Source organism: Zoogloea sp. (assembly GCF_023150065.1).
In the GTDB taxonomy this organism is placed as follows: domain Bacteria; phylum Pseudomonadota; class Gammaproteobacteria; order Burkholderiales; family Rhodocyclaceae; genus Zoogloea.
In genome coordinates this window covers 76,564-97,974 of sequence record NZ_JAKLLN010000012.1, presented here as the reverse complement: position 1 = coordinate 97,974, position 21,411 = coordinate 76,564, and the positions used below count along the sequence as shown (strand labels likewise).

Below are 21,411 nucleotides of genomic sequence, written 5' to 3'. Positions count from 1 at the left end.
CTCCTTCTCGCCGCTCAGAACTTCTCGAAGTCGTTCTCGTTGAACGCAAAGCCGGCCACCCGGGCCCCGCCGCGGGGCTTGGCGGGAGCATTGCGCGGCGCACTGGCGGCCGCCGGTCGGGCAGCACCACGGCCCATGTTGCGCTCGTCGATGGTGAAGAACAGCATCAGCTGCTGCAACTGCTCGGCCTGGCCGCCCAGCTCTTCAGCCGTGGCCGCCAGCTCCTCGGAAGCCGAGGCGTTCTGCTGGGTGGCCTGGTTGAGCTGGTTCATGGCGTTGTTGATCTGGGCCACGCCGGACGACTGCTCCTGGGACGCAGAGGCGATCTCCTGCACCAGGTCGGAGGTCTTGCGGATGGACGGCACGATCTCGTCCAGCAGATGCCCGGCACGCTCGGCCAGGCCGACGGAATCACCGGCCAGCCCACCGATCTCCTGGGCTGCCACCTGGCTGCGCTCGGCCAGCTTGCGCACTTCCGCCGCCACCACCGCAAAGCCCTTGCCGTGCTCGCCGGCCCGGGCGGCCTCGATGGCCGCGTTGAGGGCCAGCAGGTTGGTCTGATAGGCGATGTCGTCGATGATGCCGATCTTCTGGGCGATCTTCTTCATGGCGTCGACGGTGTTCTTCACCGCGTCGCCGCCCTCGGTGGCTTCCACTGCGGCCTTGGAGGCCATGCTGTCGGTAACCTTGGCGTTCTCGGCGTTCTGGTTGATGGAGGCCGACATCTGCTCCACCGAGGCGGACGACTCTTCCACGCTGGCAGCCTGCTCCGACGAGGACTGGGACAGGCTCTGGGCGGTGGCCGAGACCTGGCCGGAAGCGTTGGTCAGGGCATCGGCGGCGGTGCGCACCTGGGTGATGGTGTCGGAGAGCTTGGCCACGGTGTTGTTCACCGCTTCCTTCAGGGCCTTGAAGTCGCCCTGGTAGTCGTTGGCGATGTTCTGGGTCAGGTCACCCTGCTCGATGGCGCTCATGATGCGGCGCACCTCGTTGATCGGCCCGACGATGGCATCCAGGGTGCCATTCACCCCATCCACGATCTTCCGGAAATCACCCTGGTGCTGGCTGGCGTCGGCGCGGGTTTCAAGGCGCCCGGCGATGGCCGCTGCGGACAACAGGTTGGCATCGGCCACCAGCTTGCCCACTGCGTCGATGCAGGTGTTGAGGTTGTTCTTGATGGTGTTGAAGTCGCCGTTGTAGCTGTCGCTGATCTTCGCCGGGATGTCGCCCTTGGAGATGCGGTCCACATAGTTGGCCGCCACGTTGAGGGGGCCGATGACCGAGTCGAGGGTCTGGTTGACGCCTTCGACGATCTTGCGGAAGTCACCCTGATGCTGGGTGGCATCGGCCCGGGTGGCGAGACGGCCTTCCACCGCGGCCCTGGACAGCACGCCCGCATCGGCCACCAGCTTGTCCACTGCGTCGATGCAGGTGTTGAGGTTGTTCTTGATGGTGTTGAAATCGCCGTTGTAGCTGTCGCTGATCTTCGCCGGGATGTCGCCCTTGGAGATGCGGTCCACGTAGTTGGCCGCCACGTTGAGGGGATTGATCACGGCATCGAGGGTGTTGTTGACGCCTTCGACGATCTTGCGGAAATCACCCTGGTGCTTGCTCGCATCAGCGCGGGTGGCGAGGCGGCCTTCCACCGCCGCCGCGACCAGCACGGAAGCATCGGCAGACATGGACTGGACGGCGTGCTGGACGGCCTCGACCGCCTGGACCACCTGCCCGACCTCGTCCTTCGCATCGCTCTTGAGGGTGAAGTTGAAATCGCCAACCGCCATCTTCTTGGCCGCATCCACCACCTGTCCAACCGGCTGGGTGATGCTGCGGGTGAGCAGGAAGGCCATGAGGACGGCCAGCAGGATGGAGGTCACCGCAAGGACAATCAGGGTGGTCTGCGCTGACGCCGCCAGCGCCACCGCCTCCTCACCGGTCCGCTTGCCGCTGTCGATCTGGAACTTGGAAAAGGCTTCCAGCGCGCCGTTATACGCACCAGCCACCTCGGCGTACTCCCCAAACAGCAGCTGAACGGCCTTGTCCTGGTTGTACTGGGGCGAGGAGGTATCGGCGAGAGGCAGCAGCCGCTCGATCACGGTATTGAAGCGGCCCCGGGCCTCGGTGGCCGCGGTCAGCAACGCCTTGCCCTTTTCGGTTCGGGTCAGCGGCGCCAGCTGCTGCAGGATCTCACCGTTGCGGCTGCGGTACTTCGCAATGTCCTCGAGCTGCTTCTTCTCCAGGGCCTTGTCGGTGGTCATGATCATGTTGCGCACGGCGCGGCCGACAAGCTGCACGTTCATCCGGATCTCCTCCGTCTGCACGATCTTCGGCAATCGTTCTTCGGCCAGCTGGCCGATCTGGCCGTTGAGCGTATTGATGCGCGAGATCGACAGGGTCGAGATCACCACCAGCAACAGCAGCAGGAAGGCAAACCCCATCCCCAGCCGTACTCCGATCTTCAGGTTTTTGAACATGATGACTCTCCAGTTGCTGAATATTCAGGCGTTACGTTGTTCAGGGCGGGCCAGGAGGCGCTGCTCAGCCTGGCCGGAAATCTTGATGAGGGCGGAAATGTCGAGGATCAGGGCCACCTCGCCACTGCCCAGGATGGTCGATCCGCCGATGCCCTGGAGGTGGCGGAAGATCGCCCCCAGGGGCTTGATCACCGCCTGCAGCTCGCCGGCCAGGCGGTCCACCACGATGCCGGCGCGCTGGCCGGCGTACTGCACCACCACCACGCTCTCCCGGGCCGGGCGCTCGCCGGGCAGCTTGAAGCTTTCCCGCAGACACACCGCCGGCAGCACCTGGCCGCGCAGGTTGAAGTAGTTGCGGTCGTGCTCGGTGACGGGGCGCTCGATGCACTCCACCACGGCGTCGAGGGGAATCACATAGGAGCGGTTGGCCGACACCACCAGGAAGCCGTCGATGATGGCCAGCGTGAGGGGCAGGCGCAGGGTCAGGCGCGTGCCCTGCCCCGGGTGGCTGTCCACGTTGATGGTGCCCCGCAGGGCCTGCAGGTTGCGCCGCACCACGTCCATGCCCACCCCGCGGCCGGACAGGTTGGTCACCTGCTCGGCGGTGGACAGGCCGGGGGCGAAGATGAGGTCATAGACCTCCCGGTCGGACAGGTGCACGTCCGGCTCCACCAGGCCACGCTCGACGGCCTTGGCGAGGATGCGCTCGCGGTTGAGGCCGGCGCCGTCGTCGGCCACCTCGATGACGATGTTGCCGGCATCGTGATAGGCGTTGAGGGACAGGGTGCCCCGCGGGCTCTTGCCGGCAGCCTCGCGTACGGCGGGGGCTTCGATGCCGTGATCGAGGCTGTTGCGCACCAGGTGCATCAGGGGGTCGCCGATCTTCTCGACGATGGACTTGTCGAGTTCGGTCTCGCCGCCGGAGATCACCAGCTCCACGTCCTTGCCCAGGTCCTTGCAGGCATCGCGTACCAGGCGCTGGAAGCGGTTGAAGGTCTCGCCGATCTGCACCGTGCGCAGCTGCAGGGAGGCGTCGCGGATCTCCTCCACCAGGCGGGTCAGCAGGGACGAGGATTCGATCAGCTCGCCGTCGCGCCGGGTGTGGGCCAGCAGGCTGGTGGCGGCACCGGCAATCACCAGCTCGCCCACCAGGTTGATCAGGTGGTCGAGCTTGTCCGCCGGTACGCGGATGAGTTTGGCGTCATGGGCCTTCTTTTCACTGACCTGGGTCTGCTTGGCTACCGCGGCGGCAACAATCTCGGGCTGCACCACCTGGCGGGCCACCAGGATCTCGCCAATGGGCGTGCCCTCGGGGGCGCTGTCGGCGGAGGCCGGGGTGGCCTGGGCGCGCAGCCCCTCGGCCAGCTCGTCGGCGGTGAGGGCACCGACCCGCACCAGGATCTCGCCCAGGCGCAGGCTGTCCTCGGGCAGGCTGTCGATGAGCTTCAGGTAGTCGCCCACCTTGCTGTCCGGCGGCAGGATGGCCAGCCGGCATTCGTCCCGCACGAAGGCGAAGACGTCCTCGATGGCCTGCTTGTCGGCAGCCGACTCGAGGGCGATCTCGAAGCCCAGGTAGCACAGCTCCGGGTCCATCGCCTCGGCGGCGGGCATGCCGTCGGCCAGGGTCTCGATGTGGCGGATGTTGCCCACCGTCTCGAGGAAGCGCAGGAAGTTCTCCGGGTCCATGCCCTGGCGCAGCACATCGGGGCCGAAGCGCACCGAGATGTGCCAGCAGGTGTGGCCCGCATGCCGCGCGGGGATACGCTGCACTCCGGGCTCGCTGGCCTTGGGGCTGGCAGACACCTGCCCGCCGACCGCAGCCGGACCGTACTCGCCCAACCGGGCCAGCAGGGCAGCCGTACGGGCCTGGATCTCCTCCGCCGCCACGTCGGCGACGCCGGCTTCGTCGGCCACCAGCACGCGCAACTGGTCGGTACAGGCCAGCATCAGGGCAGCGAGCTCGGTGCTCACCGCGATCTCGTGGTTGCGCAGGCGGTCGAGCACGTTCTCGACCACGTGGGCGAAGGACTCCACCGCCGCACACTCGACCATCCCGGCCGCACCCTTGATGGTGTGGGCAGCCCGGAAGATGCCGTTGAGGGTGGTCTCGTCGTCGGGGCGGGCTTCCAGCTCGAGCAGCAGCGCCTCGAGGGCATCGAGCTGCTCGTTGCTTTCCTGCAGAAAGACTTGCTTGAGTTCGTCCATGGTGGGGTGCCGCTATTGGGCTGCTACGACCAGGGGATCGCCGAACCAGGCGGCCAGGTTGTAGAACTCGATCAGGGATTGCACGGCCGGGCTGTGGGCGACGATGGCCAGGGTCTTGCCGGCGGCGCTGGCCTCGCGCTTGGCCAGCATCAGCAGCTGGCAGCCGGCGGAGTCCATGCGTTCCACCTGGGCCAGGTCGAGCTCGATGCGTTCGCCGGCCGCAATCGCCTCCAGCAGTTCAGGTTTGATCTCGGCCACCCGGTAGATCGTGAAATCTTCGGTAAAGGCACGTCGGATCACGCTCATCATTTTCTCCAGACTGCGCGTCAGAACAGCTCGACCGGGGGGCCGCTCGCCGCACCGGTCGCCGCCGAGGACGTGGCCCGGCCGCTGCGGCGCGCATGCTCATCGCGCTCCCGGTCCATCACATAACTCTCGAACAGGCGGTCGATCTGTTCCGTCATGGCCGGAATGTCGTCCGCCGCCACGGAGCCGGCGAGGCACGCCGACAGCTTGAGCACATGGGCATCAAGGCGCTCCAGGGCTTCGATCACATGCCCGATCTGCTGCCGGGTGACGTCCTGGAACTGCACGCTGGCCATGGTTTCCATGAACATCTCGGCCAGCCGGCCGCTGGACTGGCGGAACACGCCGAGGATCCGGCCCTCGTGTTCGAGCAGCTGGGCATAGCTCTGGCTCACCTCGTCGAACTGGTCGGCCACCGTGCGCAGGGCGCTCTCCTCGGCATTCGAGATCGACTGGTCGAGCTGGGCCCGGAACTTGGACTCGATGGTGTTCACCACCCGACCGATGCCTTCGTTGATCTTCAGCACCGCCTGGTCGGTCTGGCCGGCGAGCTTGCGCACCTCGTCGGCCACCACGGCAAAGCCGCGCCCGGCTTCGCCGGCCCGGGCCGCCTCGATGGCCGCATTGAGGGCCAGGAGGTTGGTCTGTCCGGAGATGTCGCGCACCAGGTTGACGAACTGGGCCAGGGACTTGGCCTCGGCCAGGGCCGACATCACGTGCTCCTGCTCCTCGCCCACGTTCGCGAGGCGGCTGTGGATGTAGCGCTGCAGGGATTCCAGGGTCTTCTGGTTGCGGGCCGCGCGGGAATTGGCCTCCTCGACGATCTGGCTGGACTCCTGGGTGAAGGCCTGCACCACCCCGTCCAGGTCACGCACCACCTCATCCACCGCCTGCAGGCGCTGCACCATGCCCAGCGCAGCGGCCTCGGTCTGTTCGGTCACTGCATTGAGCTGGCCGGCCAGGATGCTGTTGAGATGGGGCACCTGCTCCAGGGACTGCCCCACCTGAACCGCCACCCCGTGCTGCCGAGCCGCGTCATCCCGGGCATGCTGCAGGGCATTCTCGGCGCCGTAACTCGGATCACGGTAGCGGGCGATGGACAGCAGGTGGTGGGCCACAAAACTGATGATGACCGCGAAGGCTGCACCCAGCGCGTCGCCCATCGAGTGACTGAGTCCGAAGCCGTCGAGGAGGATCTCGTGATACAGGGGGTTGGCAAAATACACCACACCGAACACCCCGGCCGCCGTCACGCCGGAGAGCAGCACCCTCCGCCGCAGGGACTTGTTCTGGATGGTCATGGAAGCGCTCAGCGCAGAACCAGCTTGATCGTGTTGAGCAGGGTGTCGGCGGTGGCCGGCTTGACGATCCAGCCGGAAGCCCCCGCCGCCTTGGCCTCGGCCCGCTTGCTCTGCTGGGATTCGGTGGTGAGGAAGAGGATGGGCATGAAGCGCAGCTCGGCCCGCTGGCGCACCACCTTGATGAACTCGATGCCGTTCATGCCGGGCATGTTGAGGTCGGTGATGAGCAGATCGGGCTTGGTCCCGGCCGCCAGCTTCTTCTGGCCGTCCTCGGCGCTGCTGGCGGTGACGACCTGAAAACCCGCCTTGGCGAGAATCCCGGAGATGGAAAGCAATACGGTGGCGGAATCGTCCACCAGCATGATGGTCTTCACGTGCTGACTCCCTGACCCGGGCGGCCGCATGCCGGCACGGGCCCTGCATTTTTAATTGATTGACGACGGCTGCCCGGGTGGCGATCCTTTGCGCCCCCAGCGGGGGCAGCCTTTGTACTGCATGGCTCAACGGACGCCCGGCGGCAAACTTGAGGCCAAAGTGGATGGCCCGGACAGGAAGTTTGTTCAATGCAGCAACAGGCCTCCCCGATCCGGACGCCGGGCTTCCACCCCGCCCACCCGGCCCGTGGCAAGCGCGGCCGGCGGGTCTGCGGCAACGCACCCGAAAGCAGCCCCTCAAGCCTGCCCGAGGGCAGCCCCAAAACTGGGATAAGCCGTTGTAAATCCGCCGTTTTTCCGGTGCCGGCAAGGCCGCGGCGCTGTATTTTTGCAGCGCAAGGTCGTATCATTCGGCTCCCCCGATTCACCTTCCCCGGTTTTCCCATGCTCCATCCCACCCGATTCGACGTGATCGTTGTCGGCGGCGGCCATGCCGGCACCGAAGCCGCACTGGCAGCGGCGCGGGCCGGGTGCGCCACCCTGCTGCTCACCCACAACATCGAAACCCTCGGCCAGATGAGCTGCAACCCGTCCATCGGCGGCATCGGCAAGGGGCATCTGGTGAAGGAAGTGGACGCCCTGGGGGGAGCCATGGCCGCCGCCACCGACGAAGGCGGCATCCAGTTCCGCATCCTCAACGCCCGCAAGGGGCCGGCCGTGCGCGCCACCCGCGCCCAGGCCGACCGGGTGCTGTACAAAGCCGCCATCCGCAAGCGCCTCGAAAACCAGCCCAACCTGTGGCTATTCCAGCAGGCCGTGGACGACCTCACCGTGGCGGGCGACCGGGTCACCGGCGTCGTCACCCAGATCGGCCTGCGCTTCGAGGCCCCCGCCGTGGTGCTCACCGCCGGCACCTTTCTCAATGGCCTGATCCACGTGGGCCTGCAGAACTACTCCGCCGGCCGCGCCGGCGACCCACCGGCCGTCAGCCTGGGCCAGCGCCTCAAGGAACTCGCCCTGCCCCAGGGCCGCCTTAAAACGGGCACCCCGCCGCGCCTGGACGCCCGCAGCATCGACTTCTCGGTGATGCAGGAGCAGCCCGGCGACGACCCCGTGCCGGTGTTCAGCTTTCTCGGCAAGGCCAGCCAGCACCCGCGCCAGCTGCCCTGCTGGATCACCCACACCAACAGCCGCACCCACGACATCATCCGCGCCAACCTCGACCGTTCGCCCATGTATTCCGGCGTGATCGAGGGCGTGGGTCCGCGCTACTGCCCGAGCATCGAAGACAAGATCCACCGCTTTGCCGACAAGGACAGCCACCACGTCTTCCTCGAGCCCGAAGGCCTCGACACCCACGAGATCTACCCCAACGGCATCTCCACCAGCCTGCCCTTCGACGTGCAGCTGGACATCGTGCGCTCCATCCGGGGCCTCGAGAACTGCCACATCCTGCGCCCCGGCTACGCCATCGAGTACGACTACTTCGACCCGCGCAACCTCAAGTCCAGCCTCGAGACCAAATCCATCGGCGGGCTGTTCTTCGCCGGCCAGATCAACGGCACCACCGGCTACGAAGAAGCCGCCGCCCAGGGCCTGCTGGCCGGCATCAACGCCGCCCTGCAGGTGAAGGGGCAAGACCCCTGGTGCCCGCGCCGCGACGAAGCCTACCTGGGCGTGCTGGTGGACGACCTGATCACCCGCGGCGTCTCCGAGCCCTACCGCATGTTCACCTCCCGCGCCGAATACCGCCTCAGCCTGCGCGAGGACAACGCCGACCTGCGCCTCACCGAAACCGGCCGCCGGCTCGGCCTGGTGGACGACGAACGCTGGGCCGCCTTCTGCGCCAAGCGCGAGGCCATCGAGCGCGAAACCGCCCGCCTGCGCGCCACCTGGGCGACGCCTGCCAAGGTGCCGGCCGAAGCGGCCGAGCCCGTGCTCGGCAAGGCCATCGAACGGGAATACCCCTTCTTCGAGCTGCTGCGCCGCCCCGATGTGCGCTACGCCGACCTGATGACCCTGCCCGGCGCCCCCGAAGGCCCCGAGACCGACCCCCAGGTAGTAGAACAGCTCGAGATCGCTGCCAAGTACCAGGGCTACATCGACCGCCAGCAGGACGAAGTGGCCCGCCAGGCCGACGCCGAAGCCACCCGCCTGCCGGCCGACCTCGACTATTCCACCGTGCGCGGCCTGTCCAAGGAAGTCCAGGGCCGCCTCAACCAGCACAAGCCCGAAACCATCGGCCAGGCCAGCCGCATCCAGGGAATCACCCCGGCGGCCATCAGCCTGCTGCTGGTGTGGCTCAAGCGCAGCGAGCTGGCCCGCGGCCGGGAGAAATCCGCATGAGCACCGCCGCCACCCTCGAAAAGGGCATCGCCGCCCTCGGCCTCAGCCTGCCCGCCGATGCCGCCGAGCGCCTGCTCGCCTTCGGCCGCCTGCTGATCAAGTGGAACAAGGTCTACAACCTCACCGCCATCCGCGACGAAGGCCAGCTGATCACCCACCACCTGCTCGACTCCCTGTCGGTGCTGCCCCAGCTCGACGGCATCAACCGGCTGGTGGACGTAGGCTCCGGCGGCGGCCTGCCGGGCATCGTGCTGGCTATCTGCCGGCCCGAGCTGCAGGTGGATTCCGTCGAGACGGTGCAAAAAAAAGCCACCTTCCAGAACCAGGCGAAGATCGAACTCAAGCTCGCCAACTTCCGCGCCCACCACGCGCGCATCGAAGCCTGGCAGCCGGACTACGCCCCGCAGGCCCCCGACGGCATCATCTCCCGGGCCTTTGCCGACCTGGCCGACTTCGTCAATCTCACCGCCCACCTGGCCGGCCCGGAAACCCGCATCCTGGCCATGAAGGGCATTTACCCCGCTGACGAAATCGCCCGCATCCCGGCCGGTTTCCAGCTCGCCCACAGCACCCCGCTCGCCGTGCCCGGCCTGGACGCCGAGCGCCACCTCCTCATCGTGAAACGGACCTGAGCATGGCCCGCATTTTCTGCATCGCCAACCAGAAGGGCGGCGTCGGCAAGACGACCACCTGCGTCAACCTGGCCGCCGGCCTCGCCACCGCCGGCCAGCGCGTGCTGCTCATCGACCTCGACCCCCAGGGCAACGCCACCATGGGCAGCGGCATCGACAAGCGCACCCTGACCAAATCGGTCTATCACCTGCTGGTGGGCCTGGGCACCGTGGCCGACGCCCGGGTGCGCTCCGAGAGCGGCGGCTACGACCTGATCCCCGCCAACCGCGACCTGGCCGGCGCCGAAGTCGAGCTGGTCGGCCTCGACCGCCGCGAGAACCGCATGCGCGACGCCCTCGCCCTGCACCAGACCGAATACGACTTCGTGCTGGTGGACTGCCCGCCGTCCCTCTCGCTGCTGACCCTCAACGGCCTGTGTGCCGCCCACGGGGTGATCATCCCCATGCAATGCGAGTACTACGCCCTGGAAGGCCTCTCCGACCTGGTGAATTCCATCAAGAAGGTCCACGCCAACCTCAACCGCGACCTGTCCATCATCGGCCTGCTGCGGGTCATGTTCGACCCCCGCGTCACCCTGCAGCAGCAGGTCTCCGCCCAGCTCGAGGCCCACTTCGGCGACAAGGTCTTCAAGGCCATCGTGCCGCGCAACGTGCGCCTGGCCGAAGCCCCCAGCCACGGCATCCCCGGCGTGGTCTTCGACCGCAGCGCCAAGGGCGCCCAGGCCTACCTGGCCTTCGCCAAAGAAATGATCGAACGGGTCAAGACCCTCTGAACCCCACCATGGCACCTCCCAAACTCAAAGGCCTCGGCCGCGGCCTCGACGCCCTCCTCGCCGCCAACAACGACAGCGACCAGGCCCAGGGCGAACTCCAGACCCTGCCCGCCGCCGAACTGCAGCCGGGCAAATACCAGCCTCGCACCCGCATGGACCCGGGCTCCCTGGAAGAGCTGGCCGCCTCGATCAAGTCCCAAGGGGTGATGCAGCCCATCCTGGTGCGCCCCATCGGCGGCAGCTTCGACAGCAGGCGCTACGAGATCATCGCCGGCGAACGCCGCTGGCGCGCCGCCCAGCTGGCCGGCCTGAATGACGTGCCCTGCCTGGTGCGCGAGATCCCGGACGAAGCCGCCCTGGCCATGTCCCTGATCGAGAACATCCAGCGGGAAGACCTCAACCCCCTCGAAGAAGCCGGCGGCATCCAGCGCCTCATCGACGAATTCGGCATGACCCACCAGCAGGCCGCCGACGCCGTCGGGCGCTCCCGCCCCGCCGCCTCCAACCTGCTGCGCCTGCTCCAGCTCGCCCCCCCGGTGCAGGAGCTGCTGATGGCCGGCGACATCGACATGGGCCACGCCCGCGCCCTGCTGCCCCTTGACGGCGCCAACCAGATCGGCCTCGCCAACCTCATCGCCGCCCGCGGCCTGTCGGTGCGCGAAGCCGAACGCCTGGTACACCAGGCCCTCAACCCGAAATCGAAGCTGCCCACCCCGGCACCCGACCGGGACATCCTGCGCCTCGAAGAAGAAATCGCCGACCGCCTCGGCGCCACGGTGAAGATCAAGGCCAACAACAAGGGCGTCGGCGCCGTCACCATCCAGTTCGGCAGCCTCGATCAACTCGACGGCCTGCTCGACCGGCTGAATCTCAAATCCTGACCCGCGGGGTCGAATTCGTTCGACCTCGGCGCGTTCAGCAAACGGCCAAGTCGGGCGTCGCTTAACCCGAAAAACGAAAACCGCCCTACAGCTCCTCGTCCGTCCGGCTGCGCAGGATGCGTTGCGCTTCCTGGCGTTTGGCGCCCTGGGACTTTTCGTGGGGGCCGGCCTTGCGCTGCAGGGCGGGCACGACGAGCGGGTTGCGTGGCCCCTTGGGCGCACCCTTCCCGGGCCCCTGGCCGGGGCCGCGGAAGATCATTTTCTGACGGGTTCCGAGGGTGCGATTGGCCATGGATCAGGGTGTGGGATGGGCTGCCGCAGCCTGGGCCACGGCGCTCCGGGTGGTCTCTTCGGTGATGCCCGAAACCTCGGCGAAGCACCCGTCCAGGGGGCACTGACGCCCCGGCGGGCAGTCATGTTCGTGGGCGCACTGGCGCTGGGTCTGGTCGGTCAGGACCATTTCGCGCACGGCTTCGCAACGGCTGATGGGTGTATCGATGAAGCTCATGATGTGTCTCCCTTGGTTTATTTCAGTGTAGTCAAGGGATCGAAAATTACCTTACTGATAGCAAGGTTTTTACATCAGACTACCAGTGCTCGGGGAGCTTCTTGCGCAGGATGATGCGCTGGGGCTCGATCTCCACGTAACCGCCGGAGACCATGTCGCGCAGGATGCGATTCACCATCTCCCGGGAGGCACCGACCATGTTGGCCAGATCCTGCTGGGTGAGGCGGCGGTCGATGACGGCCACCCCGTCCTCCTCCACGGCCAGGGAATCGAACAGCCGCGAGATCCGCCCGAAGACATCCACCAGGGCCAGGGCGCGCACGCTTTCGGTCAAGGTGCGGATGCGCCCCACCAGGTTGCGCAGCACGATCTGCATGCACGCGGGGTAGGCCTCGATGAGGGCCAGAAAGGCCGTCCGGGGGATCTGCAGCACTTCACTGCGGGTCAGGGCGATGACCGAGGCGGAGCGGGGCGCGTCGTCGAGCAGGGCCAGCTCGCCGAAATAGTCACCCGGATCGAGGAGCGACAGGGTCACCTCGCGACCGATGTTGTCGGTCAGGAAGACCTTCAGCGAGCCGCTCTGCACCACGAACAGGCTGCTGCCATCGTCACCCTCATTGACGACAATGGTGTTGGGCGCAAAACTGCGGATGCGCGAACGCCCCCTCAGCACTTCGGCCTGCTCATCACTGAGGCCGTCGAACAGATCCACCCGATCCAGATACTTCACAGCCCGCTTCCCCCTCCGATGACAGCGTGCCCCCGAGCCCAGCCCTGAGACCGCCATTGCAACGCCTCGACAAAACCCTCTTCGGACTGGTACTGGCCTCGCTGCTGACGATGGCCGCCGCCCTGTTTTCCCCCGCCCGGGACATGGAACAAGGTGCCGGGCTGGAGCTTCTGTATGCCCTGCGGGGAACACGTCAACCACCGCAGGAGGTAGTGATTATAACCCTCGATTCCCGCTCGGCCCGGGCCCTGGGCCAGTCCGAACGCCCCGAACGCTGGCCGCGCCACCTGCATGCCCGGCTGGTCAATGGGCTGGTGGACCGGGGTGCCCGGGTGATCGGCTTTGACGTGCTCTTCGAGCGGGCCCGGGAGCCGGAGGGCGACCAGGCCCTGGCCGACGCCATCCACCGGGCCGGCAACGTGGTGCTCATGGAGGGCCTGTCCCGGGAAGCCGTCACCCGCCCCGACGGGCAGATCATCGCCCACGTGGACCACCTCACCCGCCCCCTGCCCCTGCTGCAGGACGCGGCCTGGGCCAGCGGCCCCTTCATCATGCCCAAGACGCCCGAGGGGGTCTTCGAGTTCTGGGGCTTCATCCCCAGCATCGGCGACCATCCCTCCCTGCCCATGCTGATGGCCCAGCTGATGACTGCCGGCACCCCCGCCGCCATCTCCCCCTCGCCCGACACCCGCCTGCACGCCCTCAACCTCTACGGCCCCCTCGGCAGCATCCGCACCCTGTCCTACACCGAAGCCCTCGAACGGGTGGCCGACCCGGCCAGCGGCGACGCCGCCTTCCGCGGCAAGGCCGTGCTGATCGGCTTCTCCGAATTCAACCAGTCGCGCCAGGGCGACATCTTCCGCACCCCCTACAGCACCCCGGACGGGCTCGACATCAGCGGGGTGGAGCTGTGCGCCACGGCCCTCTCCAACCTCCTCGACGGCTCCACCCTGCTGCGCCCCCAGGGTGCCCCCCTGCTCGCCGCCCTGCTGGCCTGGAGCGCAGCCCTCGCCGCCCTGTGGCGCTTTGCCACCACCCCCCGGGCCCTGGCCCTCAGCGCCGGCCTTGGCCTGGCCTGGATCGGTCTCGCTGCGTGGAGCTTCGTCTGGCACCAGGTATGGCTGCCGGTGATCCTGCCGGGGCTGCTCGCCCCCCTCGTCGCCACCGCCTTCGGGCTGTTCAGCCACGGTCGGGCCGCCCGCCAGCGCGAGCGCGACCTGGAAAAGGCCCTCGCCCTGGGCCTCAGCCGCAAGGGCAGCGAAAAGCTCGTGGCCCTGCTGCGCGGCCACGAAGGCGGGCGCAGCGTGCATGGGGTATGCCTGTGCAGCGACATCGAGGCCTACACCCGCCTCTCCGAGACCCTCAGCCCGGCCGCCACCACCGAGGCCCTGAACCGCTACTTCGCCCGTTTCCTGCCCGTGGTCGAAGCCCACGGCGGGCACGTGATGGACATCGTCGGCGACTCCGCCATGTGCCTGTGGCTGGCCGACGACAGCAGCGCCGACGCCTGCCGCCAGGCCTGCGCCGCCGCCCTCGAACTGCACCGCCTGATGAACGAGGCCCCGGCCGGGGACGACACCGCGCTGCCGACCCGCTTCGGCCTCCACTACGGCCCGGTATTTCTCGGCGAGGTGGGTGCCGACGCCCGCCGGGAGCTGCGCGTGGTGGGCGACATCGTCAACACCAGCAGCCGCATCCAGAGCATCAACAAAGCCCTCGGCACGCGCATCCTGGCCTCCTCGGCGGTGCTCGCCCACCACACCGACGCCCCCGGCGCAGGGTACGCAAGACCGCTCGGGCGCTTCGTGCTGGCCGGCAAGCGCAGCCCCATCGACCTCCACGAACTCAGCCCCGCGCCCCAGCCCGCCGACGCCCGCCAGGCCTTCGACACCGCCCGCCAGGCCTATGCCGATGGCGCCCTCGATCTGGCCCGCCTGCACTTGCGCATCGCCCTCGCCGCCAGCCCCGGCGACGGCCCCGCCCATTTCTACGTGGAACGCTGCGAAAGCCGCCTGGCCGGCCAGCCCCTCCCCGACGCCGACGGCTGCATCGTGCTCACGCAAAAATGAGCATTCAAGGACAAATGCAAACTGCACCTGCAATGCTGCAAGTCACATCCTTTTGCAGTTAATATCCCCGGCAAGCCCGGCAATTTGCCACACACCGCCCTTCGCTCCGGTACGCCCGCAATGCAGCCCCTCGCCCGACTGCCGCAGACCTTTGCCCTACGGCCCCTCAGCCTCGGCCTGAGCCTCGCCTTCTCGGCCCTCGCCACCCTATCCCTTGATGCCCTCGCCTGCGAACCGCCCAGCGGGCGCCTCGCCGCCACCGAAGGCCGCATCGAAGTGCGCGCCGCCGGCAGCGCCCAATGGCACACAGCCACCCCGCGCCAGGCCCTGTGCCCCGGCGACCAGGTGGCCGTGCGCGGCCCCGGCCGGGCCGCCGTGGTGCTGGCCCAGGACGTGCTGGTGCGCCTCGACCAGAACACCACCCTGACCCTGCCCGAGGCCAACGCCACCGGCGAGCTGCGCCTGCCCAAAGGCGTGGTGCACGTGATCAGCCGCTTCAACAAGCGCTTCGGCGTCATCACCCCCTTCGTCAACGCCTTCGTGGACGGCACCGAATTCACCGTGGCCGCCGACGACAGCCAGGCCCGCGTGGTGGTGGCCGAAGGCCGCGTGCGCACCGGCAACAGCGCCGGCGAGCAACGCATCGGCGCCGGCCAGGCCATCGAAGCCCGTGCCGGCGGCGCGCCGGCCAGCATCACCGTGCGCCCCCTCGACGCCGTGGCCTGGGCCATCCATTACCCCCAGGTGCAGCACCTCCGCCCGGCCGAGCTGGCCACCTACCCCGACGCCACCCGCCAGGCCATAGCCGCCGCCCAGGCCGATCTGGCCGCCGGCCATGCCCGCGACGCCCTCGACCGCCTCGCCCCCCTGCCCGACGTGGACAGCACCCCCGCCCTGGCCGCCTTCAAGGCCGGCGTGCTGCTGGGCCTGGGCCGCGCCGACGACGCCGGCGCCGTGCTGGCCCGCTTTGCCCCGGGCACCCACCCCGCCCTCGACGCCACCGCCGCCGTGATCCAGGTGGCCCGCAACAACCCCGCCGCCCTCGACAGCGCCCGCCAGAACGTCGAACGCAGCCCCGATTCACCGGCCGCCCAGCTCGCCTACAGCTACGCCCTGCAGGCCGCCCGCCAGCTCCCCGCCGCCCTCGAAGCCGCCCGCCGGGCCACCGCCCTGAGCCCCGACGACCCCCTCGCCCACGCTCGCCAGGCCGAACTCGAGCTGGGCCTGGGCCGCGCCCAGGCCGGTGGCGACAGCGCCCGGCGCGCCCTGGCCCTGGCCCCCGACACCCCCCGCGCCGCCGCCCTGGCCGCCTTTGCCCGCCTCCTGGGGGGCGAGACCGCCGCCGCGGCCAGCGGCTTCGAAGCCACCCTGGCCCGCAACGACGCCGACCCCCTGGCCCACTTCGGCCTCGGCCTGGCCCTGATGCGCCAGGGCCACACCGAAGCCGGCCGCCGTGAAATCGAGATCGCCGCCCTCCTCGACCCCGCCAACGCCGAGCTGCGCAGCTACCTGGGCCGCGCCTACATGGAAGAAGCCCGCAGCAAGGTGGCCGGCGACCAGTTCGACCTGGCCCGCCGCCTCGACCCGGCCTCGCCCACCCCCTGGTATTTCGATGCCTTCCGCCAGCTGCGCGAGGGCGAGCCCCTGGCCGCCCTCTACAGCGGCGAAGAAGCCCTGGCCCGCAACGCCAACCGCTCGGTGCTGCGCTCCGGCACCCTGCTCGACCAGGACCGGGCCGCCCGCAGCGCGAGCCTGGGCGCCGCCTACCAGCAGGTGGGCCTCACCGCCCCGGCCCAGGGCGCCGCCATGAACGCCATCGAGGACGACCTGGCCAGCCCCGCCGCCCATCGCCTGCTGGCTGACGCCTACGCCGACCTGCCGCGCTTCGAGGGCGCCCGCCTGTCAGAGCTGCTCCAGGCCAACCTGCGCCAACCCATCGGCCAGTGGCCCCAGGCCCCCCAGTTCGTGATGCCGCCCCTGCCCCTGTTCGACGGCCCCCGGGCCGTGTCGCCCGACGAAGCCACCGCCTTCTTCGAGCGCAAGCCCACCCGCTTTGCCGCCACCCTGGGCGGCGGCAGCCACAGCACCCTGGCCGCCAGCGCCCTCCTGTCCCACTCCTGGGAGCAGGGCCAGCTTTCTTTCGGCAGCTTCGACTACCGCTACGCCGGCCTCACCCCCGCCGGTGCCGACACCCACCTGGCCGGCAGCCGCCTGGACGCCCGCTTCCAGCTCGCCCCGGGCACCACCCTGCTGGCCGAAGCCCGCCACACCGAACGCACGGGCAGCACCGCCTACCGCCCCCTGTTCGACAGCCAGGCCAGCAACCTGCTGCAGCGCAACCTCAACGACTTGGGCCGCATCGCCCTGCGTCACGAGCTGGGCGAGGGCGACGAGATCCTCGTCGAAACCAACACCCAGCGCTTCCGCATCCTGCAGCAGGACTTCTTCCGCTACAGCGACCCCCTGTATGGGCTGGAGCTGGACATCAACAGCGAGGCCAATTCAGGCATCCGCACCCGCGGCCTGTCGGCCCTATACACCCGCCAGCGTGACAGCTACGCCCTGAGCGCCGGCACCGCCATCGCCCGCCAGTCCGGCAACCAGAACCTCTCCGTGGCCACCGCCCTGAGCATGGACCCGAGCCTGGTGCTGGACGTGACCCGGCTGCCCACCGTGCCCCTCAAGACCGACCGGGACACCGCCTTCGGCTATGCCCAGTGGCGCGTGCTGCCCAGCCTGACCCTGCACGGCGGTGCCGACTACGTGCGCTTCAAGGACCTGGACCTGCCCCAATCGGAGCGGATCAACGGCAAGCTCGGCGCGGTGCTGCGCGCCGCCAGCGGCACCACCCTGCGGGCGGCCGTCTTCCAGGGGGTGTCGGGCTCCCGCTACGACGCCGAGAGCCTGGCCCCCACCCAGTTTGCCGGCTTCAACCAGGTCTTTGACGAATTCGCCGGCACCCGCTGGCGCCGCGCTGCAGTCGCCATGGAGCAGCGCCTGGATGGCGCCCTGAGCGGCGGGTTGGAGGCCTCCTGGCGCTGGCTCGATGCCCCCATGGCCGACCCACTCACAGGCCGGTACCACCTGGCCGACTGGAAGGAGACCCTGCACCGGGCCCACCTGGCCCTGCCCCTGGGCCGCCATGCCCTGCTCAGCGCCGAATGGCGCCACGAGACCATCCGCTACGACGCCAGCGACGGCCTGCAACGGAACCTCCCCTGGAAGGTGGCCACCGACCAGCTGCCCCTGCGCCTGTGGCTCAAGACCGGCCCCGTGGACACCCTGCTGGAGCACTGGGTAGTGCGCCAGCGGGCCAGCCAGATCGCCGGCGACGGCAGCGCCGCCGACGCCCGCTCCACCTTCACAGTGAGCAACCTGCGCCTGTCCCTGCCCGTGCTGCCCCAGCGCCTCAGCGCCAGCCTGGGCATCTACAACCTCTTCGACCGGGACTTCCGCTTCCACAACACCGACCTCAACGGCGACCCCCGGGTGGCCCTGTTCTACCCCCGGCGCACCCTGATGCTGCAGGCCCAGCTGCGCTTCTGAAACCCGCCTTCAAACCCGTTCCCCCTCACGCTCCGGAGCACGCTCACCCATGAAATTCCGCCTGACCACCCTGCTGGCCCTCGGCATCCTGGCCGGCAGCGCCCTGCCCGCCCAGGCTGCCGAGGGCCTCGCCCCCCTGGGGCGCGGCCTCATCGCCCCCGCCGACATCACCGGGGGCATCCTGTTCGGCAAGAACGGCGAAGTGATCCCCCTCGACGCCAAAGGCAAGCCCCAGTCCCCTTGCGTCATGTCCAAGGCCGTCGAGGGCAAGGCCAAAGCCGGCAAACTGCCCGAATGCCCCAGCGGCCCCGAAGCCGGGCAAGGCGAGCAGAGCGCCCCGAAGTCCAAGGGTGGCGTGCCCTGCCAGGGCTACTACATCATTGTGATAAACAACCGGCCCGTGGTGGTCTGGTACCCCTCCGGCTGCACCCCGCCATAAGCTTGGGGCGGAGCACCCAGGTCAACGACACAGGGCGCCCGGAGGCGCCCTGTGTCGTTGTAGAGGCAGGATCAGGCCGGCAGGCGTTCGCCGCACCCACCCCGGACCCGCGCCCACATCACCAGCAGCAGGTCGATCTCGTCGGGGATGGCCTCGGGGTCCATGTCGGCCAGGGCCGCACTGCGACAGGCCGACTCGGAACACAAGGGGCAGGGTTGGGTACAGCGGGGGGCAGAGGCGGTGGCCATGGCGAGGACTCCCGTTCAGCCGGGCCGCGGAAAAACGCCCCGGTGAGCGCTCCGTTTGACCCGTAAGGCCGCTAGTCTAGGCAAAGCCACACCGGGCCGAAGCCCCGGAAGACACTACGGAAGTGTGACAAAGGTCACGTCGGCGCAAGGCACCATCGGAACAGGCGGGTCCTGTGGGGGCGACTTCAGTCGCCCGCGGACTTCGATCAGAGGCATGCCGGTGATTGAGGCGTGGATGGGCGACTGAAGTCGCCCCTACCAGTCGCCCATCCAAGCCGCCCCCACACGTCGCTCCCACAGAAGCGCCGGGCTTGCGCCCCCGCTCAGTCGCGGCCCTTGAGTTCGGGCCGCAGCTTGAGGGTGGTGGCGATACGCTCGGCGATGGCCCGGGCCTCGGGGGCCGACGGGAAGGGGCCGAGTTGCAGGCGGTATTTGCCCTCGGCAGCCAGCACCGACACCGACGCCTTGAGCCACTTGAGCTCGTGCTCGACGAAGCCCTTGAAGTGCTCGGCATTGACGGCGTTGGCAAAGGCACCCAGCTGCAGGAAGACCGGCTCGCCGCTGCGGGCAGGCGCCGCCGCAAGGGGCGCCGGAGCGGCAGCGGCCGGGGTGGCCTGGGCGAGGGCCGGAGCCTCGACAGGCCGGGGTGCCTCGGCGACCACCGCCGGCGTTGCCGGCTGGGGGGCGGCCACGGCCCCGCTGGCGGCCGGGCGGGCCGGCGCGGCGGCCAGTTGCACCGGCGGAGTGGGCGCCCGCTTGCGGATGGGCGGCACGCTGCGGCCGGGCTGCACCATGGCGACGCCCTCGGGCAGCATCAGCGCCACCTCGACGTTGGCGTGGCCGCTGTCGGCGTAGCCCAGCTTGTAGGCGGCAGCATACGAGAGGTCGATGATGCGCCCCGGGTGGAAGGGGCCGCGGTCGTTGATGCGCACCACCGCCGAGCGTCCGTTGGCCAGGTTGGTGACACGCACGTAGCTGGGGATGGGCAGGCTGGGGTGGGCGGCGGTCATGGCGTACATGTCGAAGCTGTCGCCGCTGGAAGTCTTTTTGCCGTGGAAGGGCTTGCCGTACCAGCTGGCGACGCCCTTCTGGCGGAAGGAGCTGCCGCTGTTGCCGAGGGCCACACCCTGACCGAGGGCGTAGTCGCCTTTCTCGAAACGGGGTGCCTCCAGCACGGCAGGGGCGTCGTCGGCGCTGTCGTCGGGGCCGTCATAGCGGAAGGCACCGCCAAAGACCTGCCGCGGCGATCCGGGCTTGAGGCTGGCCTGGAAGACCAGCTCGGCCGGGCTCTGGGCGTCGGCGGCCACGGCAAGGGTGGCCGCAGCGCAACCCGCCACCACAAGGGCGCGGGGCAGAGCCGCAGTCAGGGCACGACAAAGGATGGCCAGCCGGAAACCGGCTCGCGGGTGTTTCGCTACAGGGTGCATGACGCTCTTTCCTGTTCGGGCGCGCGCGTCAGGCGCGCGCAGGTTCAGGTGCCTACCCGGCGCCGGTGTCGTTGAATGCTCATGAGCATGCCGACACCCAGACACAGGGTAACGAGTGCAGTGCCACCGTAACTGACGAAGGGTAACGGGACCCCGACAACGGGGAGAATTCCGCTCACCATGCCCATGTTTACCAACGCGTAAGTGAAGAAGATCAGCGTCAGGGCGCCGGCTAGCAGGCGCGAGAACAGGGTCGGGGCACCAGCGGCAATAAAAAGGCCGCGGAAAATCAATAGGATATAAATTACCACAACTATGAGGGCGCCGACCAGCCCGAATTCCTCGGTGAGCACGGCGAAGATGAAGTCGGTGTGGCGCTCGGGCAGGAAGTCCAGGTGAGTCTGGGTGCCGTTGCCCCAGCCCTTGCCGACGACCCCGCCGGAGCCGATGGCGATGGTGGACTGGATGATGTGGAAGCCCTTGCCGAGGGGGTCGGAGGTGGGGTCGAGCAGGGTACACACCCGGTGTTTCTGGTATTCGCGCAGACCCGGCCAGTCCACCCCGGGCTGGCAGATGGTGTCGCCCATGGCCACGATGGAGGCGACGGCGACGATGCCCACCACCGCCACCGGCAGGATCAGGCGCCAGGTGAGGCCGGCGAAGAAGAGCACGAAGAAGCCCGAGGCCGTGACCAGGATGGCGGTGCCCAGGTCGGGCTGCTTGGCGATGAGCCCCACCGGCAGCAGCAGCAGGCTGATGGCGATGAGGAAATCACGGCCGCGGATCATGCCCTCGCGGCTCTGGAAGTACCAGGCCAGGGTGAGGGGCATGGCGATCTTCATCAGCTCGGAGGGCTGGATGCGGGTGATGCCGATGTTGAGCCAGCGCCGGGCGCCCTTGGAGACGTCGCCGAACAGGGCCACCGCGATGAGCAGCAGGATGCCCACGACGTACAGGGGCAGGGCAATGCTCATCAGCCGTGGCGGGGGCGTGCGGGCCGCCAGCCACATGGCCAGAAAGGCCACCCCCGCATTGACGGCCAGGGTGCCGAGGCGCTCCGGCGAGGCGCTGACCATGATCACCGCCGAGTAGGTGGTGAGGGCCAGGATCAGCACCATCAGCGGGCCATCCAGGGGCGAGAGCAGGAAGTGC

Annotated in this window: 18 protein-coding genes; 7 read left to right on the top strand and 11 right to left on the bottom strand. The window is 68.7% G+C overall.

From position 1 onward, the window contains the following. Positions 1–14 precede the first annotated feature (14 nt). The 5 genes from L6Q67_RS14440 to L6Q67_RS14420 are packed head-to-tail and all read right to left on the bottom strand — an operon-like array spanning position 15 to position 6,660. On the bottom strand, positions 15–2,474 hold the full coding sequence (locus tag L6Q67_RS14440) for a methyl-accepting chemotaxis protein (protein WP_296570638.1): 2,460 nt from the start codon (positions 2,472–2,474) through the stop codon (positions 15–17). Between the two features lie 24 nt (positions 2,475–2,498). Next, positions 2,499–4,679, bottom strand: a complete 2,181-nt coding sequence (locus L6Q67_RS14435) for a chemotaxis protein CheA (protein WP_296570634.1) — start codon at positions 4,677–4,679, stop codon at positions 2,499–2,501. A gap of 12 nt (positions 4,680–4,691) precedes the next feature. Then, entirely contained in the window at positions 4,692–4,985 is a 294-nt protein-coding gene (locus tag L6Q67_RS14430; protein ID WP_296570631.1) for a lipid asymmetry maintenance protein MlaB, read from the bottom strand. Between the two features lie 20 nt (positions 4,986–5,005). After that, the gene (locus L6Q67_RS14425; protein ID WP_296570628.1) at positions 5,006–6,286 is read right to left on the bottom strand and encodes a methyl-accepting chemotaxis protein; all 1,281 of its coding nucleotides are present in this window, start codon (positions 6,284–6,286) and stop codon (positions 5,006–5,008) included. A gap of 8 nt (positions 6,287–6,294) precedes the next feature. Continuing rightward, on the bottom strand, positions 6,295–6,660 hold the full coding sequence (locus L6Q67_RS14420; RefSeq protein WP_296570625.1) for a response regulator: 366 nt from the start codon (positions 6,658–6,660) through the stop codon (positions 6,295–6,297). A gap of 444 nt (positions 6,661–7,104) precedes the next feature. On the opposite strand from L6Q67_RS14420, the gene mnmG reads away from it, so the two are divergent. Genes mnmG through L6Q67_RS14400 form a run of 4 tightly spaced genes read left to right on the top strand, consistent with a single transcriptional unit; the run spans position 7,105 to position 11,292 of the window. Beyond that, the gene (gene mnmG / locus L6Q67_RS14415; protein WP_296570622.1) at positions 7,105–9,006 is read left to right on the top strand and encodes a tRNA uridine-5-carboxymethylaminomethyl(34) synthesis enzyme MnmG; all 1,902 of its coding nucleotides are present in this window, start codon (positions 7,105–7,107) and stop codon (positions 9,004–9,006) included. Further along, complete coding sequence (gene rsmG / locus L6Q67_RS14410) at positions 9,003–9,638, top strand: 16S rRNA (guanine(527)-N(7))-methyltransferase RsmG (RefSeq protein WP_296570620.1); 636 nt, start codon at positions 9,003–9,005, stop codon at positions 9,636–9,638. Before mnmG ends, rsmG begins: the two co-directional genes overlap by 4 nt. Positions 9,639–9,640: 2 nt before the next feature. Beyond that, positions 9,641–10,411 (top strand): ParA family protein, encoded by a 771-nt coding sequence (locus L6Q67_RS14405; protein WP_296570617.1) that lies wholly within the window; start codon positions 9,641–9,643, stop codon positions 10,409–10,411. Between the two features lie 8 nt (positions 10,412–10,419). Then, positions 10,420–11,292 carry a ParB/RepB/Spo0J family partition protein gene (locus L6Q67_RS14400; protein WP_296570615.1) on the top strand — a complete coding sequence of 291 codons (873 nt, stop codon included), beginning with the start codon at positions 10,420–10,422 and terminating at the stop codon, positions 11,290–11,292. A gap of 85 nt (positions 11,293–11,377) precedes the next feature. Here L6Q67_RS14400 and L6Q67_RS14395 read toward each other — a convergent pair whose 3' ends face one another. From L6Q67_RS14395 to L6Q67_RS14385, 3 genes are all read right to left on the bottom strand, one after another. Then, positions 11,378–11,551 carry a hypothetical protein gene (locus L6Q67_RS14395; protein WP_296570613.1) on the bottom strand — a complete coding sequence of 58 codons (174 nt, stop codon included), beginning with the start codon at positions 11,549–11,551 and terminating at the stop codon, positions 11,378–11,380. Between the two features lie 36 nt (positions 11,552–11,587). Next, positions 11,588–11,800 carry a hypothetical protein gene (locus L6Q67_RS14390; protein WP_296570610.1) on the bottom strand — a complete coding sequence of 71 codons (213 nt, stop codon included), beginning with the start codon at positions 11,798–11,800 and terminating at the stop codon, positions 11,588–11,590. Positions 11,801–11,879: 79 nt separating this feature from the next. Further along, complete coding sequence (locus tag L6Q67_RS14385) at positions 11,880–12,530, bottom strand: Crp/Fnr family transcriptional regulator (protein WP_296570607.1); 651 nt, start codon at positions 12,528–12,530, stop codon at positions 11,880–11,882. A gap of 56 nt (positions 12,531–12,586) precedes the next feature. Here L6Q67_RS14385 and L6Q67_RS14380 point away from each other — a divergent pair, with 56 nt between their 5' ends. From L6Q67_RS14380 to L6Q67_RS14370, 3 genes are all read left to right on the top strand, one after another. Further along, positions 12,587–14,599 (top strand): CHASE2 domain-containing protein, encoded by a 2,013-nt coding sequence (locus L6Q67_RS14380; RefSeq protein WP_296570604.1) that lies wholly within the window; start codon positions 12,587–12,589, stop codon positions 14,597–14,599. Between the two features lie 120 nt (positions 14,600–14,719). Beyond that, positions 14,720–18,145 (top strand): FecR domain-containing protein, encoded by a 3,426-nt coding sequence (locus L6Q67_RS14375; protein WP_296570601.1) that lies wholly within the window; start codon positions 14,720–14,722, stop codon positions 18,143–18,145. A gap of 49 nt (positions 18,146–18,194) precedes the next feature. Continuing rightward, positions 18,195–18,584 (top strand): hypothetical protein, encoded by a 390-nt coding sequence (locus L6Q67_RS14370; RefSeq protein WP_296570598.1) that lies wholly within the window; start codon positions 18,195–18,197, stop codon positions 18,582–18,584. 71 nt (positions 18,585–18,655) lie between these two features. Here the strand turns inward: L6Q67_RS14370 and L6Q67_RS14365 are convergent, their stop codons facing one another. From L6Q67_RS14365 to rodA, 3 genes are all read right to left on the bottom strand, one after another. Next, positions 18,656–18,832 carry a hypothetical protein gene (locus tag L6Q67_RS14365; protein WP_296570596.1) on the bottom strand — a complete coding sequence of 59 codons (177 nt, stop codon included), beginning with the start codon at positions 18,830–18,832 and terminating at the stop codon, positions 18,656–18,658. A gap of 323 nt (positions 18,833–19,155) precedes the next feature. After that, complete coding sequence (locus L6Q67_RS14360) at positions 19,156–20,259, bottom strand: septal ring lytic transglycosylase RlpA family protein (protein ID WP_296570593.1); 1,104 nt, start codon at positions 20,257–20,259, stop codon at positions 19,156–19,158. A 44-nt stretch (positions 20,260–20,303) separates the two neighbouring features. Further along, positions 20,304–21,377 carry a rod shape-determining protein RodA gene (gene rodA / locus L6Q67_RS14355; RefSeq protein ID WP_296570763.1) on the bottom strand — a complete coding sequence of 358 codons (1,074 nt, stop codon included), beginning with the start codon at positions 21,375–21,377 and terminating at the stop codon, positions 20,304–20,306. Positions 21,378–21,411 lie beyond the last annotated feature (34 nt).